The organism is Pseudoalteromonas sp. 10-33, assembly GCF_001469195.1.
Taxonomy (GTDB): Bacteria; Pseudomonadota; Gammaproteobacteria; order Enterobacterales; family Alteromonadaceae; genus Pseudoalteromonas.
This window is the reverse complement of the sequence record NZ_LOFI01000024.1, coordinates 262,091-278,461: the sequence shown is the minus strand read 5'-3', so window position 1 is coordinate 278,461 and position 16,371 is coordinate 262,091. Positions and strand designations below refer to the sequence as shown.

The 16,371-nt window shown below is 38.8% G+C and carries 12 protein-coding genes; 7 read left to right on the top strand and 5 right to left on the bottom strand.

All coding sequences use genetic code 11. The features are described 5' to 3' along the window. Positions 1 to 53: 53 nt before the first annotated feature. The 3 genes from ATS76_RS13675 to ATS76_RS13665 all read right to left on the bottom strand — a co-directional run bounded on the left by ATS76_RS13675 (position 54) and on the right by ATS76_RS13665 (position 4,223). Positions 54 to 1,541 carry a Ppx/GppA phosphatase family protein gene (locus ATS76_RS13675; RefSeq protein ID WP_058552563.1) on the bottom strand — a complete coding sequence of 496 codons (1,488 nt, stop codon included), beginning with the start codon at positions 1,539 to 1,541 and terminating at the stop codon, positions 54 to 56. Next, positions 1,534 to 3,621, bottom strand: a complete 2,088-nt coding sequence (gene ppk1, locus ATS76_RS13670) for a polyphosphate kinase 1 (protein ID WP_058403788.1) — start codon at positions 3,619 to 3,621, stop codon at positions 1,534 to 1,536. The genes ATS76_RS13675 and ppk1 overlap by 8 nt, the downstream gene beginning before the upstream one ends. Positions 3,622 to 3,716: 95 nt before the next feature. Continuing rightward, the gene (locus ATS76_RS13665; RefSeq protein WP_058552562.1) at positions 3,717 to 4,223 is read right to left on the bottom strand and encodes a glycine cleavage system protein R; all 507 of its coding nucleotides are present in this window, start codon (positions 4,221 to 4,223) and stop codon (positions 3,717 to 3,719) included. 359 nt (positions 4,224 to 4,582) lie between these two features. Here ATS76_RS13665 and ATS76_RS13660 point away from each other — a divergent pair, with 359 nt between their 5' ends. The 7 genes from ATS76_RS13660 to ATS76_RS13630 all read left to right on the top strand — a co-directional run bounded on the left by ATS76_RS13660 (position 4,583) and on the right by ATS76_RS13630 (position 13,227). Continuing rightward, positions 4,583 to 6,817 carry an ABC transporter permease subunit gene (locus ATS76_RS13660; RefSeq protein ID WP_058552561.1) on the top strand — a complete coding sequence of 745 codons (2,235 nt, stop codon included), beginning with the start codon at positions 4,583 to 4,585 and terminating at the stop codon, positions 6,815 to 6,817. Positions 6,818 to 6,832: 15 nt separating this feature from the next. After that, positions 6,833 to 8,482, top strand: a complete 1,650-nt coding sequence (gene pstA / locus ATS76_RS13655; RefSeq protein ID WP_058552560.1) for a phosphate ABC transporter permease PstA — start codon at positions 6,833 to 6,835, stop codon at positions 8,480 to 8,482. A 27-nt stretch (positions 8,483 to 8,509) separates the two neighbouring features. After that, positions 8,510 to 9,337 (top strand): phosphate ABC transporter ATP-binding protein PstB, encoded by an 828-nt coding sequence (pstB, locus tag ATS76_RS13650; RefSeq protein ID WP_006791197.1) that lies wholly within the window; start codon positions 8,510 to 8,512, stop codon positions 9,335 to 9,337. Positions 9,338 to 9,383: 46 nt separating this feature from the next. Continuing rightward, entirely contained in the window at positions 9,384 to 10,085 is a 702-nt protein-coding gene (gene phoU, locus ATS76_RS13645) for a phosphate signaling complex protein PhoU (protein WP_058403784.1), read from the top strand. A 144-nt stretch (positions 10,086 to 10,229) separates the two neighbouring features. Then, complete coding sequence (locus tag ATS76_RS13640) at positions 10,230 to 10,907, top strand: TIGR00153 family protein (RefSeq protein ID WP_058552559.1); 678 nt, start codon at positions 10,230 to 10,232, stop codon at positions 10,905 to 10,907. A gap of 39 nt (positions 10,908 to 10,946) precedes the next feature. After that, the gene (locus ATS76_RS13635; protein WP_058552558.1) at positions 10,947 to 12,215 is read left to right on the top strand and encodes an inorganic phosphate transporter; all 1,269 of its coding nucleotides are present in this window, start codon (positions 10,947 to 10,949) and stop codon (positions 12,213 to 12,215) included. Between the two features lie 82 nt (positions 12,216 to 12,297). After that, positions 12,298 to 13,227 carry a hydrogen peroxide-inducible genes activator gene (locus ATS76_RS13630; RefSeq protein ID WP_058403782.1) on the top strand — a complete coding sequence of 310 codons (930 nt, stop codon included), beginning with the start codon at positions 12,298 to 12,300 and terminating at the stop codon, positions 13,225 to 13,227. Positions 13,228 to 13,258: 31 nt separating this feature from the next. On the opposite strand, the gene ATS76_RS13625 is transcribed toward ATS76_RS13630, so the two are convergent. Together ATS76_RS13625 and ATS76_RS13620 are read right to left on the bottom strand one after the other, a co-directional pair. Further along, the gene (locus ATS76_RS13625; RefSeq protein WP_058552605.1) at positions 13,259 to 13,471 is read right to left on the bottom strand and encodes a hypothetical protein; all 213 of its coding nucleotides are present in this window, start codon (positions 13,469 to 13,471) and stop codon (positions 13,259 to 13,261) included. 193 nt (positions 13,472 to 13,664) lie between these two features. After that, complete coding sequence (locus ATS76_RS13620; RefSeq protein WP_058552557.1) at positions 13,665 to 16,181, bottom strand: EAL domain-containing protein; 2,517 nt, start codon at positions 16,179 to 16,181, stop codon at positions 13,665 to 13,667. Positions 16,182 to 16,371: the final 190 nt, after the last annotated feature.

Here is a 16,371-nt window from a genome sequence, read left to right as displayed (position 1 = left end):
AAGTAAAAACAAGCAGGGTATAAATGCCCTGCCATACACTTTTTTAAATTCTATTATGAGCAGTTAAGACTTATTCCGACCTTTTTTAAATAACGTTGTTCTAGTGCTAAGTCAGCGTGCAGCAACGTATGTTCTTGCAAATAGTTATCATGAAACTTAATGAAAAGCCCCGTGCTATTGGCGCTAATATCCATATTAGGCTGCTGGCTTGTTTGTCGCTTTTGATTAAATAAAATGGCTAATCGCAAAATAGTAACAAGCTTAGTGACATGTTGCTGTGCGATAGTTGTAAACTCTGGTAGTTCATCTAATTTAATTTTTTTACGGTAAAATCGAATTAGCGAGCTTAATATGAGCTGTTCCTGCTGAGTAAAACCAGGAAGTTGACTGTTTGCCACAATATAGGCACTGTGCTTATTAATTCCTGAAGAGTTTATAGATAACCCAATCTCATGTAATTTTGCCGCCCAGGTTAAAAGCGCTGTGTCGTCATTATCATTAAGTTGCCATGCCTTACCAACTCGCTCGTAAATCCAAAGTGCAGTGTTTGCAACCCGCAAAGCATGCGGTTTATCAACTGTATATCGTTCACTTAAGTTATTAATTGTGTTGCTACGTATATCTTTATCAGCCAGCTTCTGCTGCATTTCGTGAAGTAATCCCTCTCTTAAAGAGAAATCACTATACGTAAGTTCGCCAATCGAAAATTCTTTAAAGACAGCAATAAGAATGGCAAGCCCTCCACATAGGCTTTGCTGACGCTCAGGGGTTAACCCTTCAATACAGATATTATCGATGTGTTTAGCGGCAATACATTGTTGTTTAAGAGTAAGTAAATCCTCAATATTTATAAATGCTTGTTGTGGATTTTGTGCATTCACCATGGTTAATATTGACTTTATAGTGCCCGACGTACCAATTACATTTTGCCAGCCCTCGCGAATGTAGTTAGCATAAATAACTTCGATTTCTTGTTCTGCTTTTGTTTCAGCTCGATTAAAGCGCTTGGCTGTAATAGCTCCATCACTAAAAAATTGTTTTGTGTAGCTAACACAACCCATATTTCGACTAGTAAGCAGTTTATGCTTAAAGTGTTTGCCAATAATAAGTTCGGTACTGCCTCCGCCAATATCGATAATAAGGCGGTTTTCTTCATTATGAATATAATGAGCCACACCCTGATAAATAAGCCTAGCTTCTTCTTGCCCGGGGATCACGTCAATATGAAATGGAAAAACGTTACTTGCTTGGGTTAAAAAGGCATGAATATTTTTGGCGCGCCTAAAAGTGTAAGTCGCAGCTACTTTTACATTACTAGAAGGAAAGTCTTCAAGTGTATTTGCAAACTGTTTAAGTACACGTAGCGCACGGTCTATCGCATCTTGGTTTAGCCTTAATTTATCGTCTAGGCCATCAGCTAAATAAACACGTTGTTTCTCTTTATGCAAAATTTGCAATGTGCCATCCACTTCGCGCGCAACGACCAAGTGAAAGCTATTCGAACCTAGATCGACGGCCGCTATTGATGGATGATTATTCATTATTATAGTTACTTTCCCATTTTTTTAGGTGGTCGTAAATTGCAATCTGTGAGCGAATTTTTCTTCTGTTACCGCGCCTAACATAGGTGTTTTTTTGCTCGCTATCGATTAGCCGAGCTTTGGTACGGTCTTTAAATTGTAGCTCTAAAATATCGATAATGAGTTGTTTTAATTTATCATTTAAAATTGGCACGCCTACTTCAACACGTTGATCAAGGTTACGTGTCATCCAATCGGCAGACGAAATATATACTTTATCGTCACCGTTATTACCAAACACCATGACTCTAGGGTGCTCTAAAAAGCGATCAACAATACTGATCACCTTTATGTTTTCGCTGAAGCGAGGCACCCCAGATATTAATGAGCACATACCGCGTACAATAATTCGAATCTTTACACCACGACGACCAGCATAATAAAGCTTATCTACAAGTTGCTTATCAACTAAGTTATTTACTTTAATTGTAATTCTTCCTGCAAAACCATCTTCAACATGCTTTATTTCTTTATCAATCAGATCAAGTAATGTGTCACGGGCATTGACAGGGGAGATCATTAAATATTCAAAATTAAAGGGTTTATAGCTGCTTTCTATAAATTTAAATACGCTATCGCACTCTTCACAAATGCCGTTATGCTTAGTGAAAAGGCTAAAGTCGGTATAAATTTTAGCTGTTTTTTCATGAAAGTTTCCGGTACCAATATGAGCATATTTAACTATTTTGTTTTTTTCTTTACGGTGAATAACACACAGTTTGCTATGTACTTTTAGTGCAGGTATACCAAAAATAACTTTTATTCCCGCGCTGCTCAGTACTTTAGCCCATTCAATATTGTTCTGTTCATCAAAGCGTGCTTTGAGCTCAACCATTACAGTGACGCTTTTATCGTTTTTAGCGGCATTAATGAGTAAAGAAATAAGCCTAGATTTGCTCGCAACACGATAAATATTTACTTTTATTTGCGTCACCATAGGATCAAATGCGGCTTGGCGAACATATTCTAATAAATGATTAAACGTGTGGTATGGGTAGTAAAGTAATATATCCTGCTCGCTTATTGCGTCAAATACACTGCTATGTTTATTAAAAGCAGTACTTTGTATCGCTGGGAGTGGTTTGTTTTCAAGGTATTGGCGACCGACATTAGGAAAAGCAATAAAATCTCTAAAGTTGCGGTAGCGACCTGCAGGTATCAACGCATCATGATGACTCACATTTAAACGTTTTTTCATCACTTTTAACATACTTTCGGGCATGCTTTCGTCGTAAACAAGGCGTACAGGCTCTGCATAAATACGTTGCTTGAGTCCTTTTGACATTTTATCGAGCAGGCCTTCTTCTAGTTCGTCGTCTAAGTTGTATTCGGCATCTCTGGTGAGTTTTATTGCATGACCTTGAATTTTATCAAAATGAAAAAAGTTACTAAAAACATCATTTAAAAAGTAAGAAATAACATCATCAAGCATGACAATAGTTTTACGGCGACGTGTTTTTTCAGGCGGTAATATAATAAAACGAGGAACACGGTCTGTGGGTACTTCAAGCATAGCGTAGTGGCTTTTTTCGTCACTCATTTCAATAAACAAGTAGGTCATGGTGTCGTTTATGTAATCGGAGTAATCTTTATTTTCATTAAGTAAAATAGGCGATATATGCTGTAAAACTGTGTCATGAAAATACGTTTTGAGCCAATTGAGGTGAAATTCTGTTAATTTTTCGGGGCGGTCAACATGGATATTATGAGTGGTTAAATCGTTTAAAATTTGTTGATGTATTAGGTTAAATTTTTTGCCTAGTTGCAACACTTTTTGCTGAATTTGACTTAATAAAGCTTCGTCTTCTTCAAAGTTAGCATCGGGGAGTTTGTTTAATAAAATACGGCGTTTAACATCGGCAACACGCACTCTAAAAAATTCATCAAGGTTATTAGAAAATATCCCTAAAAAGCGCATGCGTTCAATTATTGGATTGTTTTTGTCTTTAGCTTCTTGCAGTACGCGCTCGTTAAATGACAGCCAACTAAGCTCTTTGGCAAAGTATTCAATAGTTTGAGTGTGTTCTATGTGGGCATTCATCGTATATTCCATTATCTAACGCTAAATAAAATATAGAACAATTTAATGACATTAAAATGACATGCGTGTCACTTGTATGACACGCAATATAAGAATTACGCTTCTTCTGTATCTACTATCAAATCGCTGGTTATCGATTCAAGCGCATCAATAACTTCGTCTTTATCCATTCCGTTAGGTAAGGTGACAGTTGCAACAGCGCTAAAAATAGGGACTCCCCAGTTGGGAGCGCTTTGTTGTCTTGAATTTAAATGAGTAATGCTTGCCCCTTTGTGTCGTATTACGCTTGCGAGTTCTTGGATAATGCCAGGGCGATCGTTCCCTGTGATAACTAAATTGATTTGTTCACGTGGTGAAGGTTCGATTTCAGTATTGCCAGCTTCAATACGTACTTCAAGTTTTGGTAAAGCGCTCAGCGCATTTTGCAGTTCCTGAAAATGCTCTTCGGCAACTTCTAACTTAATAATGCCTGCAAAATGACCTAATAAATGGCTAAGATTACTACATAACCAGTTGCCATGATTTTTTAAAACTACCGATGAAATATCTTCTACTAAGCCTGGACGATCCTTTCCTAAAATAGTTATTACCAACTGCTTCATAAATTGTGCCTCTCTTTAGCCTGAAGAATGTAAATGCGTAGGCATTAAACTATGTTTTGATGCTGCCGCGCTCTTATAAATTTATGATTTTATTGTACTAATGATTAATTTAACGTGAATGAAAAAGGTAAGCGTATTCCTTAATTTACCATTTGAGTATTAACCTCGTTAAATGCTTTGTCCAATTATTTTTGTTATTTAGTTTCTTTGTTAAGCACCTTATTTTCATATTAATTAATACAATAATATATGCCACCTTAGATATACCTTTAATTAAAGTGCTTATTATGACCGTTGTAACATTACTGTCATCTTGATGAAATATAATTTATGGAACGTTAAGATTTAAAGGTGTTTTGATGACTTCCAATCCGAATAAACCGTCTTTTAATACGGATCGAAGCCGTCTATTTAAAGACAGGTTTGCCAAATTTGGCATAACCGCCGGTGGAGTAATGGTATTAATAGCGCTGTTGTTAATATTTTTCTACCTTCTTTATGTAGTACAGCCAATTTTTGAGTCGGCTAAAGTTGAAAAGCGCAACAGTTTCACTGTAAGTAACGCAGATCAAATAGTTGGCTTAGGTGTTGAAGAGCAAACCGAAGTTGCTTATTTACTTAGCCAGCAAGGCCAAGTTGATTTTTACAATGTAGAAAAAGCACGTTTTGGTAAAAAACTCAAAACACTTAATGTTGCCCTTCCAAGTGAAGTAACAAGCTTTGCAACTAGCGCACCGTTTCAAGGCCAATACGCATATGGTTTAGAAAACGGCACTGTGATGGTGGTTGTACCTAAGTTTTTAGTTACCTTTCCAAATAACGAACGTAAATTAACGCCCCGAGTTGATTACCCGCTTGGTGAAATGGCGTTAGAAGTTGACGCTCAAGGCGCTGCAATTAAACGTTTTGCGTTTACTCACTATGAAGATAAAACGGCGGTCGTTGCATTAACCGCAGATAAGCGTGTTTTATTTAGCAGTTTTGTTGCCGAAGAAAACATGTTTACGGGTGAAGTTGAGTGGGTTGTTGAGAGAACAGAGCTTGATATTGAAGGCCGTGTAGATGAGCTTTTAATTTCGCCAGATACAACACGTACGTTTATTCGTTCAGCTAATCAAATTTACGTTTATGACACGCGCGACCCAAGTGAAGTAGAGCAAATTCAATTATTATCAGCTAATGAAGAAAGCGCTAATATAGTGTCGGCTCAGTTACTAGCGGGTGCAAACTCATTAATGCTTGCTAACGATAACGGTGAAGTATCGCAGTGGTTTGAAGTAAACACAGATACTGGCCGTGAATTTCAAAAAATTCGTGCGTTTGAAACAACCAAACAAAGTAAATTAAATATATTTACAGAATTTTATCGTCGTACTTTTTTCACTACCAGTAGTAACGGTGAGCTAGGTGTTTACTACACAACAAGCGAAGCTAAGTTGTGGCAAGGTAAAGTAAGTGAAGGCGAAATTAAACACTTTGCAATTGCACCGCGCTCAAATGCAGCGTTAATTTTAGCGGATGGCAAGCTAACGGTATTAGAAGTTCACAACGAACACCCTGAAGTAACTTGGTCTGCGTTATGGCAAGAAGTATGGTACGAAGGTTACCCAGAGCCTGCATATATTTGGCAGTCAACATCAGCAAGTGATGACTTTGAATCTAAATTTTCGCTTGTGCCTATTTCGTTCGGTACAATTAAAGCGGCTTTTTACGCCATGTTATTTGCAGTACCTATTGCGATTTCGTCGGCCATTTACACTGCGTACTTTATGTCGAGTGGATTACGTAAAGTTGTAAAGCCAACCGTTGAAATAATGGAAGCACTTCCTACTGTTATTTTAGGCTTTTTAGCTGGTCTTTGGTTAGCACCATTAATTGAAGAACACTTACCTGCAATTGTTGGCTTACTCATTTTATTACCTATTGGTATTTTAGGTTCAGCACTTGCTTGGACAAAATTACCAGCGAGTATTCGCCATAAAATACCAGAAGGCTCTCATTCAATTATTTTGATTCCTGTTGTATTAGTGGTTGGTTGGTTTTCGTTCGCAATGAGCGAAACAGTAGAACTGTGGATGTTTGACGGGAATGTACGTCAGTATCTAACAAACGAGTTAGGCATGACATTTGACCAACGTAATTCATTGGTGGTCGGTATAGCAATGGGTTTTGCAGTGGTGCCTACTATTTTCTCTATTGCGGAAGACGCTGTATTTAGCGTACCTAAGCACTTATCAAATGGTTCACTAGCATTGGGTGCAACTCAATGGCAAACACTCGTGCGTGTTGTTTTGTTAACTGCAAGCCCTGGTATATTTTCTGCGGTAATGATGGGCCTTGGCCGTGCAGTGGGCGAAACCATGATTGTACTCATGGCAACAGGTAACACACCAATTATGGACTGGAGTATTTTCCAAGGCATGAGAACGCTGGCGGCTAATATTGCGGTAGAAATGCCTGAATCAGAAGTAGGTAGCTCGCATTACAGAATATTGTTTTTAGCAGCCTTTGTACTATTCATATTCACCTTTGTATTTAACACGTTAGCTGAGTTTGTTCGTCAGCAGTTACGTGAAAAATACAGCTCAATGTAAGTGGAGAGACACGACATGGTAAAGCAGTGGTTTAAGTCTGGTTCTCCTTGGATTTGGATGACCGGCGGTGCAGTGAGCATCAGCTTGATTTCGGTTTTAGGTATATTAGCAATGATAGCCTGGAAGGGATTGAGTTTTTTCTGGCCTTCTCAAGTTGTACAGTTTGAGCTTGAAGGCTCAATTGCAAAGCAAACCGTTATTGGTGAAGTTTACGACCGTGAACTCGTACCTAAAGAGCGTTTGGCTGCAATAGGTGTTGATGTTTCAGCATTTGATAAAGAAGAATTTGAACGCTTACTTATTAAAACAGGTAACCGTGAATACGTAGATTTAGATTTTCGTTGGATACTTGAAACCGACATAAAAGCAAAGTCTACACCCGCTACGCTTGCAGTATTTGAACGTAGCAAAAATGGTAACTTTTACGGCTATGTAGAAAGTGTATTTAAAGATGGTAAACCAGTAGAGGGTGATAAGGTTGATGCTTTATATGACCTTGTTGAGCGTGCTGTAGATTTAAACGATGAAGCATTAGATTTACAAAATGGCGATATAGGTCATATTAACTATGAACTTGAGCGTCTACGTTTAAAAGAGAAAAGCTACCTACTTGATAATCAGTTAACAGATGAGCGTGTTGCAGAGCTTGCAAAAATGCGTGCAGAATTACGTGCAGAGTACGGCGAACTTGAAAAAGAGTTATTTGCACTGCGTAAACAGGCTAAGCGCGACCATGTTACGGTAAAAGATATGCGCGGCGAAATAGTCACGATCCCAATGTATCAAGTACTGGATGTGTGGTTTCCGAACGACATGGGCTTTTTTGCAAAGCTAGGTCATTACTTTGGTCAATTAGGCAAGTTTGTATCTGACGATCCACGCGAAGCAAATACTGAAGGGGGCGTATTCCCTGCCATATTTGGTACTGTATTTATGGTTATGTTGATGGCCGTGATAGTTACGCCGTTTGGTGTTGTTGCTGCTATTTACTTGCACGAATACGCGGCTAAAAATGCGGTCACAAAAATGATTCGTATCGCGGTAATCAACTTAGCGGGTGTACCTTCCATTGTTTATGGTGTATTCGGTTTAGGCTTTTTTGTATACATGCTTGGTGGCAGTATTGACCAGTTGTTTTACCCAGAGTCTTCACCAACGCCAGTATTTGGCACACCGGGTGTAATGTGGTCTGCATTAACATTGGCAATACTAACGTTACCCGTGGTTATTGTATCTACGGAAGAAGGTTTATCACGTATTCCAAGCACTGTGCGTGACGGTTCGTTGGCATTGGGTGCAACTAAAGTTGAAACCCTATGGCGTATTGTAATTCCAATGGCAAGCCCTGCAATTATGACGGGTTTAATACTGGCTGTTGCACGTGCAGCAGGCGAAGTTGCGCCACTGATGTTGGTAGGTGTTGTTAAAATGGCACCCACGTTACCACTAGACGGCAACTTTCCGTATTTTCACTTAGACAGAAAGTTCATGCACTTAGGCTTTCATATTTACGATGTTGGCTTCCAAAGCCCGAATGTTGAAGCGGCACGTCCGCTGGTATATGCAACGGCATTTTTACTTGTGTCGGTTATCATTACACTCAATATAACGGCCATTGGTATACGTAACCATTTACGTGAAAAATTCAGATCGCTTGAACACTAATTAGTAAAGATTTAATAGGTAACAAACATGATTACAGTCGCTCCAAAAGTAAACCAAGCCAATTTGGGCATGAAGTTAGATTTAGACAATTTAACAGACGAGCAAAAAGCGTTAGAGATTAAAGATCTCGATCTTTACTACGGTGATAAACAAGCGCTTAGTAAAGTTAATATGAACATTCCAAAAGGCCAAGTAACGGCGTTTATCGGCCCATCTGGTTGTGGTAAATCAACATTACTGCGTTGTATTAACCGAATGAATGACTTAGTTGATATTTGTCGAATTGAAGGTGAAATACTCCTTCATGGGCAAAATATTTACGATAAAAATGTAGATGTTGCGGCGCTTCGCCGTAACGTGGGAATGGTGTTTCAGCGTCCAAATCCATTTCCAAAATCGATTTATGAAAACGTAGTCTATGGTCTACGCTTACAGGGCATTAAAGAAAAGCGTAAGTTAGACGAAGTAGTAGAGCAGTCATTACGTGGCGCAGCTTTATGGGATGAAGTAAAAGATAGATTACACGACAGTGCCTTTGGTTTATCAGGCGGTCAGCAACAGCGTTTAGTAATTGCTCGTTCTATTGCGATAGAGCCTGAGGTTTTATTGTTAGATGAACCAACGTCGGCACTTGATCCAATTTCTACTTTAGTTATTGAAGAGTTAATTAACGATTTAAAGAACAAATTTACCGTTGTTATTGTTACGCATAACATGCAACAAGCAGCGCGTGTATCTGACCAAACAGCCTTTATGTACATGGGTGAGCTGATTGAGTACTCAGATACAAATACCTTATTTACAACACCAACGAAGAAAAAGACTGAAGATTATATTACAGGTCGTTACGGCTAAATAATTAACAGTACTGTGTTGTACAAGATTTAGAGAGAAGGTAATTATGGAACATAATATTAATAAGCATATTTCTGGCCGCTTTAATCAAGAGCTTGAAAATGTTCGTAACCATGTACTAAGCATGGGTGGATTAGTTGAACAGCAACTAAGTAGTGCACTTGATGCGGTAAGCACAAACGATGCAGAACTTGCAGAAAAAGTGCGTCAAAACGACTACAAAGTTAATGCCATGGAAGTGAGTATTGACGAAGAATGTACGCGTATTATTGCGCGTCGCCAGCCCGCGGCAAGCGATTTACGTTTGGTGATTGCTATTGCAAAAACCATTGCTGACTTAGAGCGTATTGGTGATGAAGCTGAGCGTATTGCAAAAGTGGCTCTTGATTCCTTCACTAAAGATCAACAAGATTTGTTGGTGAATATTGAAAATATGGGTCGTCAGGTTCTAAAAATGTTGCATGATGTACTTGATGCGTTTGCGCGCATGGATGTGCAACGCGCATTTGAAGTACACAAAGAAGATGCTAAAGTTGATCGTGAATATGAAGCAATAACACGTCAAATTATGACGTACATGATGGAAGATCCACGTTCAATTCCAAAAATTATGGATTTAGTTTGGTCAGTGCGTTCATTAGAGCGAATTGGTGACCGCTGTCAGAACATTGCCGAGTACATTATCTACTTTGTAAATGGCAAAGATATTCGCCATATATCACAGGAAGATATTGAAAAATCGCTTTAAAGTTCATTAGCGCATTTTTAACAAAGCGGCTATAAGCCGCTTTGTTTATTTAGCTATAAGTTAAATAATAAAAACCGTTCACAATTGTTGTGAATACTGTAAAATCGCATGCTGCACGCATGTAATTTGATTAAAGGGTCAGTTATGCCTACAAACGCGTTTTTAGGAGTTTTTGCAAAATCTCCTTTCAAACCAATGGAAGATCACATCAAAAAAGTTCATCAAGCGAGTAAAGCTTTGATACCTTTTTTTAATCACGTTTTTAAAGAAGAGTGGACACAAGCAGAAGAGCTTCGTATCACTATTCGTAATTTAGAGCGTGAAGCCGATGACATGAAAAGAGACATACGTTTACAGTTACCACGCGGTTTATTTATGCCGGTAGAACGTACAGATCTGCTCGAATTAGTAACTCAACAAGACAAAATTGCAAATAAAGCAAAAGACATTGCTGGACGTGTAATCGGTCGTGAAATGACCATACCAGCAGTCATGCAAGCTGATTTCTTGGCTTACTTAACTCGTTGTGTGGATGCAACTAAACAAGCATCTAAAGCAATAAACGAGTTAGAAGAGCTATTAGAAACAGGCTTTAAAGGTCGCGAAGTGACCTTAGTAGAAAAAATGCTCGTTGAATTGGATGCAATCGAACAAGACACGGATGACATGCAAATTAAAGTACGCCGCCAACTACGTGATGTAGAAGGTGAGCTAAACCCAATTGATGTAATGTTTTTATACAAAATTATTGAATGGGTTGGCGAGCTTGCAGATATTGCAGAGCGCGTAGGATCACGTCTTGAGCTGATGTTAGCTCGTTAATTTAAAATCAGTTCAAACACGAAAGATTAAGGTTATACAATGGATATGATTGCATCTTACGGCACGGTATTAGTTTTAATTGCCGCGGCTGTTGGTTTTTTCATGGCTTATGGTATTGGCGCGAACGATGTTGCGAACGCCATGGGTACATCTGTAGGTTCAAAAGCATTAACAATTAAACAAGCTATTTTAATAGCCATGGTTTTTGAGTTTGCTGGTGCTTATTTAGCAGGGGGTGAAGTTACATCAACTATTCGTAAAGGAATAATTGATGCTGCACCGTTTGCAAACATCCCAGAACTGATGGTACTAGGTATGATTGCCGCATTATTTGCCGCGGGTTCATGGCTATTAATCGCTTCATTCTTAGGTTGGCCAGTATCAACAACTCACTCTATTATTGGTGCAATCATTGGTTTTGCGCTAGTTGCAGTGGGTACAGAAGCAATTCAGTGGAATAAAGTAGGCGGTATTGTGGGAAGCTGGATCATTACACCAGCGATATCCGGCTTTATTGCGTACCTAATATTCATGAGCGCACAAAAGCTTATATTTGATACTGATGCACCATTAAAGAACGCTAAGCGCTACGTACCAATCTACATGGGTTTAGCCGGTTTTATCATGGCTTTAGTTACAATAAAAAAAGGTTTAAAGCACGTTGGTATTAACCTAGGTTCTGTTGAAGGCTACGCGCTTTCAATTGGTGTTGCAGTGGTTGTTGCCATTATTGGTAAAATTGCTATCTCTCGCTTAAGCATCGACCCTAAAGCTGACAAGCAAATGCAATTTAATAACGTAGAAAAAGTGTTTGCGGTATTAATGGTATTAACGGCTTGTTGTATGGCATTTGCTCACGGGTCTAACGACGTTGCTAATGCAATTGGTCCACTAGCTGCTGTTGTAAACATTGTTGAAAACAATGGTGAAATTGCTAAGAAAGCCGCGATTGCTTGGTGGATTCTTCCTCTAGGTGGTTTTGGTATTGTTGCAGGTCTTGCTATTTTAGGTAAAAAAGTAATTAAAACAATTGGTGAAGGCATTACACATTTAACGCCTAGCCGTGGTTTTGCTGCAGAACTTGCCGCTGCCTCTACTGTTGTTATTGCATCAGGAACTGGTATGCCAATATCTACTACTCAAACCTTAGTGGGGGCGGTATTAGGTGTAGGTATGGCGCGTGGTATTGGTGCACTTAACATGAGCGTTATCAGAAACATTGTAGTTTCTTGGGTAATAACGTTGCCAGTTGGTGCTGCCCTTGCTATTGTTATCTTCTACGTACTGAGAACCGCATTTGGGGTTTAACAAAAAAGTACTAAAAGACTTTTAGCTTGAAAAGATCTCAATGCCCTAGGTATTGGGGTCTTTTTATTTGTGGAAAGAAAAAATGACCAATCTTCCGAGTATTAAGCAGCTTCAGTATTTACTTGCTGTTCATCAGCATCAACACTTTGGCCGCGCAGCCAGTGCCTGTTTTATTGGCCAGTCGACACTAAGCAGTGCCATTCAAAACCTTGAAGAAACGCTAGGTTGTCAACTTATTGAGCGTGAAAACCGAAGCCTTATGTTTACAAGCATAGGTGAAGAGGTTGTTGAGCGTTCACGAAAAATAATTAATGACACTATCAGCCTAAAAGAGCTTACAAAAAGTTTTTTAACGCCGCTTAGCGGGAAATTAACCGTTGGTGTGATCCCGACTATTGCTAGCTTTATTGCTGCGCCTTTGTATCATTTTTGCCAGCAAACTTTTTGTGAATTAGAATTGGTATTAATTGAAGATACCAGCGATAAGTTATTGGATAAGTTAGAGCATGGACACATTGATTTAGCATTATTGGCACTACCGTATGCAACCGATAAGTTTCATACTCAAATTTTAGCGAAAGATCATTTTAGTCTGGTGCACCATAAAGATTATATGCCAGCAAAGGGTGTTGAAGACTTTAATTTATTACCAGATGCCAGTGTGTTTTTGTTAGAGCGAGAGCACTGTATGACGGGTCACGCGCTGAGTGCGTGCCATTTAAACCGCTCTAGTTGTATTAACCCATTTGAAGCGGCAAGCTTGCATACGTTACTCAGTATGGTTGAACACCAGCTCGGGGTGACCTTTTTACCACAAATGGCAATTAATGCCGGTATTTTAGATAATAAACAGATGGTAGCCACGCCTTCACAAAGCGATGCCTATCGCGATATTGGTATTCTCTGGCGAAAAACAACAGGACGTATTCGCGATTTTAAATTGTTTAGCCAGCAGCTTGAGGTGTTTTTACAGCACCAATGTAGTTTAAACTTTAATGAGCCAGACAAATAAATTTAACCGCTATTAAAAAAGTTAAAGCAGCCTACAATGGCTGCTTTTGACGTTGAACGTGGCTTTCAAATGGTTCCAGTTCAGGTAAAAAAAGTAAGTAAATCCATACCACTACATTAAAGTAGGGGATGCACCCTAATACAGTAAACACCTTAACGGGGTAACCTTTTAAACTTGCATACCTGTAACATTGGTAAGCAATAATAAAGTGAATGATCAGTAATAATATAACTAGTTGCGCCATACCTTCCTCCCTAAAACCCTTGTAGCTTAAAATTAACGATGTGTTGCTAGTGGGTAATGTCATGTTTATACAGTGTAATCCTTTAAATTACATGACATCCTCTTTATCTGATAAAGAAAGTATAGGCAAGAAAGAAGATAATGGAAGAAAAAAGTGACGTGAAATTGTTCGAATTGGTTAGTTTTAATCTAGGCTACTGTTGGTAAATACTTTTATTTTGATAAATTTTTTCAAGCTCATCATTTATTTTTTCAACGGGCACTGGGCGAGCAATAAAGTAACCTTGCCCGTAGTCCACACCAATATCTTTTAAAGTAGAAAATATTTCTTTATTTTCAACATACTCTGCAACAGAGTACTTATCAAGTGAGCGGCTAATATCGTTAATTGCTTTTACTAAAGCAAGGTCAATAGGGTCATTAAGCATGTCGCGAACAAACGAGCCATCTATTTTTACATGTTGAGCAGGCAGCTGTTTTAGGTAACTAAAAGTACTAAAGCCGGTCCCAAAATCGTCTATTGAAAAGTGGCAACCTAAAGAGTTGAGTTTTTCAATCATCTTACGTGTAGCTTGTATGTTATTTATGCTTGCTGATTCGGTGATCTCAAAAATTATCCGAGTGGCGGGAACATTATACTTTTCAAGGTTTGACTCAATTAATGGTAGCAGTCGCTCATCTAAGAATGATTGCGCAGATAGATTAATAGCAACTTGGCTAAGTTGAGGGTATTTTGCAACACTTTCAATCGCATTTCTAATTACGCACTGATCCATTAAAAAAGTGTCGTTCAGCATTTCTAGTGACGGAATAAACTGATTAGGGTAAATGAGAGTGCCTTTAAGTTTTAACCGCAATAGCGCCTCAAAGTACGCAACTTTTTCTGCTTTAAAATCCCATATAGGCTGGTAATGTAATTCAATATTATTTTGTTGAAGTGCCTGGCGGATTTCGTGCCCCCACTCAAGACCTGTTTGAAGCGTGTTGTTTTGCGCATCTTCTTTTGAGTAGCAATGGACTAAATTACGGCCTAAGTTTTTTGCAATATACAAAGCAATATCAGCTTGCTTTAAGCACTCATTTGGGTCGTTATTATTTACTGTGATTTGCGTTAAGCCGATAGAGCAGCTTATTGTGTAGCTTTGCTCTTTAGACTTAAAGGTATGCTGCTCTATGGCACTACAAACACCTTCTGCAATAAGGTGCGCATCAAGTAGGTTCATATTTTTTAGAATGACGGCAAATTCATCGCCACCAATACGACACACTAGATGTTCTTTTTCAATGTTGTCTTTAAACAGCTGTGCCACATCTTTTAAGACCAGGTCGCCTTGATGATGGCCTTGGCTATCATTAATAATTTTAAAATGATCAAGGTCAATGTAAATCAAGGCATGCTCAACATCGCTGTGAGTATGTTTGGGTTTACAAATACGACTTAGCTCTTGGTCAAAGTGGTATCGGTTGTGTAGGCCAGTTAATGGATCATGTAGCGCAAGGTGGCGTAATTGAAGTTCGGCTTGCTTACGTTCGTGAATGTTATCAATAGTGACAGTGATCGTTGCATTATTACGTCTGTTTTTAATTAGCTGCAACCGACATTCAACCCAAATTTGGCCCCCCTTTTTATGTTGGAGTTTTATTTCTATTTGTTGATGATCGGTTCCACCTTCGAGTATATCGTCGATGGTTGCTTTTAGCTTTATTTGGCATTCGCCAGTATAAAATTGAGTAAGGCTTTTTTGTAGGCTCGATTTAACGCCAAATCCACTTAAGGTTTCCCAAGCTGGGTTTATAAAGCGAATTTTTCCTAACTGGTCGAGCTCAAGTACAACAGTATTAAGGTGCAATAATATGCGCTGATGGGCTGAAAACAGTTCTTTATACCTTACTTCGCTTACGCTTAACTGCTCTACTTTTTGTGCAAATTCAGCGTAGCTCACCATAAAGTCTTCTCGGCGAGCGGCATGATCACATACTTTATTTAAAAATGAAGGTTCGTAAGGTGCGCGAATAAAATCGGTTACGCCCGATAACAATAGCTGCTCGGCATAGTCTGCATCAGCATTATCTATAATAGTTACAATAGCTTGCTTAGGGTTGTGCTGTAAAATATTTTCAACGAGTAAGCTAGATTCATCGGCTTTTTCTTGCGTGGTATCAAGTAACACAATAGAGAATTTTTGCTGATTGTATTGGTTAAGTGCTGCTTTACACGTTGTAACATGTGTAATAGCAAAGTTGAGTTTTAGTTCTTCACTTATAGACTCAACTTTATTGGCATGGGGCTCTAGCAAAAGGAGGTTGAGTCGACTGCTTTTTTCTAAATGTGTAGATAAAACATTAGCCAAAACTTGCGGTAGCATGTCTTGGTTTTCGAAAGGTAAAACAGCATCGATTCCATAACTACGGGCGGTTGTTTCTGCAATTCGTTCGCAGTAAGTCGGTGGCATAAGCAAAATAGGGGTGTTTTTAGGGGTTTTTAATAGCCCGGAGCGAATCATACGAGAAAAACGCCAACCGTCTATTTTCCCCACATTCAGCCCCGTGATAATAATATCAACGGGTTGTTGCTTTAGAGTTTTAAGGGCTTCCTGGCTATCGTTTGCTTCAATAAAGCTAAATACGTCAAGCTTTTTTAAAGTATCTTTAATTACCCTGCGCTCAGCACGGCTTGCATTTAAAATTAGCAAATTTAATTGTTCTGCCACGCAGGAGGTCCTAAAAATCGTAACTTACTACCATTCCTAAGGGTAATGAGTTTTGTTAGCAAGAACAAGTAGATTTGAATAATCACTTTGAATAGAAGGACGCTTAGGTTTACAGAAGTTGAGCTGGCTTCTTGAGCTTAATTGACGATAGATATACACTTGGCGCGATTTTTAATGATGTGGATTACCA

Coding starts and splice junctions, on each gene's coding strand:
- ATS76_RS13675 (WP_058552563.1), bottom strand. CDS start 1,541: ATGAATAATCATCCATCAATAGCGGCCGTCGATCTAGGTTCGAATAGC.
- ATS76_RS13625 (WP_058552605.1), bottom strand. CDS start 13,471: ATGGCGCAACTAGTTATATTATTACTGATCATTCACTTTATTATTGCT.
- pstA (WP_058552560.1), top strand. CDS start 6,833: ATGGTAAAGCAGTGGTTTAAGTCTGGTTCTCCTTGGATTTGGATGACC.
- ATS76_RS13665 (WP_058552562.1), bottom strand. CDS start 4,223: ATGAAGCAGTTGGTAATAACTATTTTAGGAAAGGATCGTCCAGGCTTA.
- ATS76_RS13660 (WP_058552561.1), top strand. CDS start 4,583: ATGACTTCCAATCCGAATAAACCGTCTTTTAATACGGATCGAAGCCGT.
- ppk1 (WP_058403788.1), bottom strand. CDS start 3,621: ATGAATGCCCACATAGAACACACTCAAACTATTGAATACTTTGCCAAA.
- pstB (WP_006791197.1), top strand. CDS start 8,510: ATGATTACAGTCGCTCCAAAAGTAAACCAAGCCAATTTGGGCATGAAG.
- phoU (WP_058403784.1), top strand. CDS start 9,384: ATGGAACATAATATTAATAAGCATATTTCTGGCCGCTTTAATCAAGAG.
- ATS76_RS13640 (WP_058552559.1), top strand. CDS start 10,230: ATGCCTACAAACGCGTTTTTAGGAGTTTTTGCAAAATCTCCTTTCAAA.
- ATS76_RS13635 (WP_058552558.1), top strand. CDS start 10,947: ATGGATATGATTGCATCTTACGGCACGGTATTAGTTTTAATTGCCGCG.
- ATS76_RS13630 (WP_058403782.1), top strand. CDS start 12,298: ATGACCAATCTTCCGAGTATTAAGCAGCTTCAGTATTTACTTGCTGTT.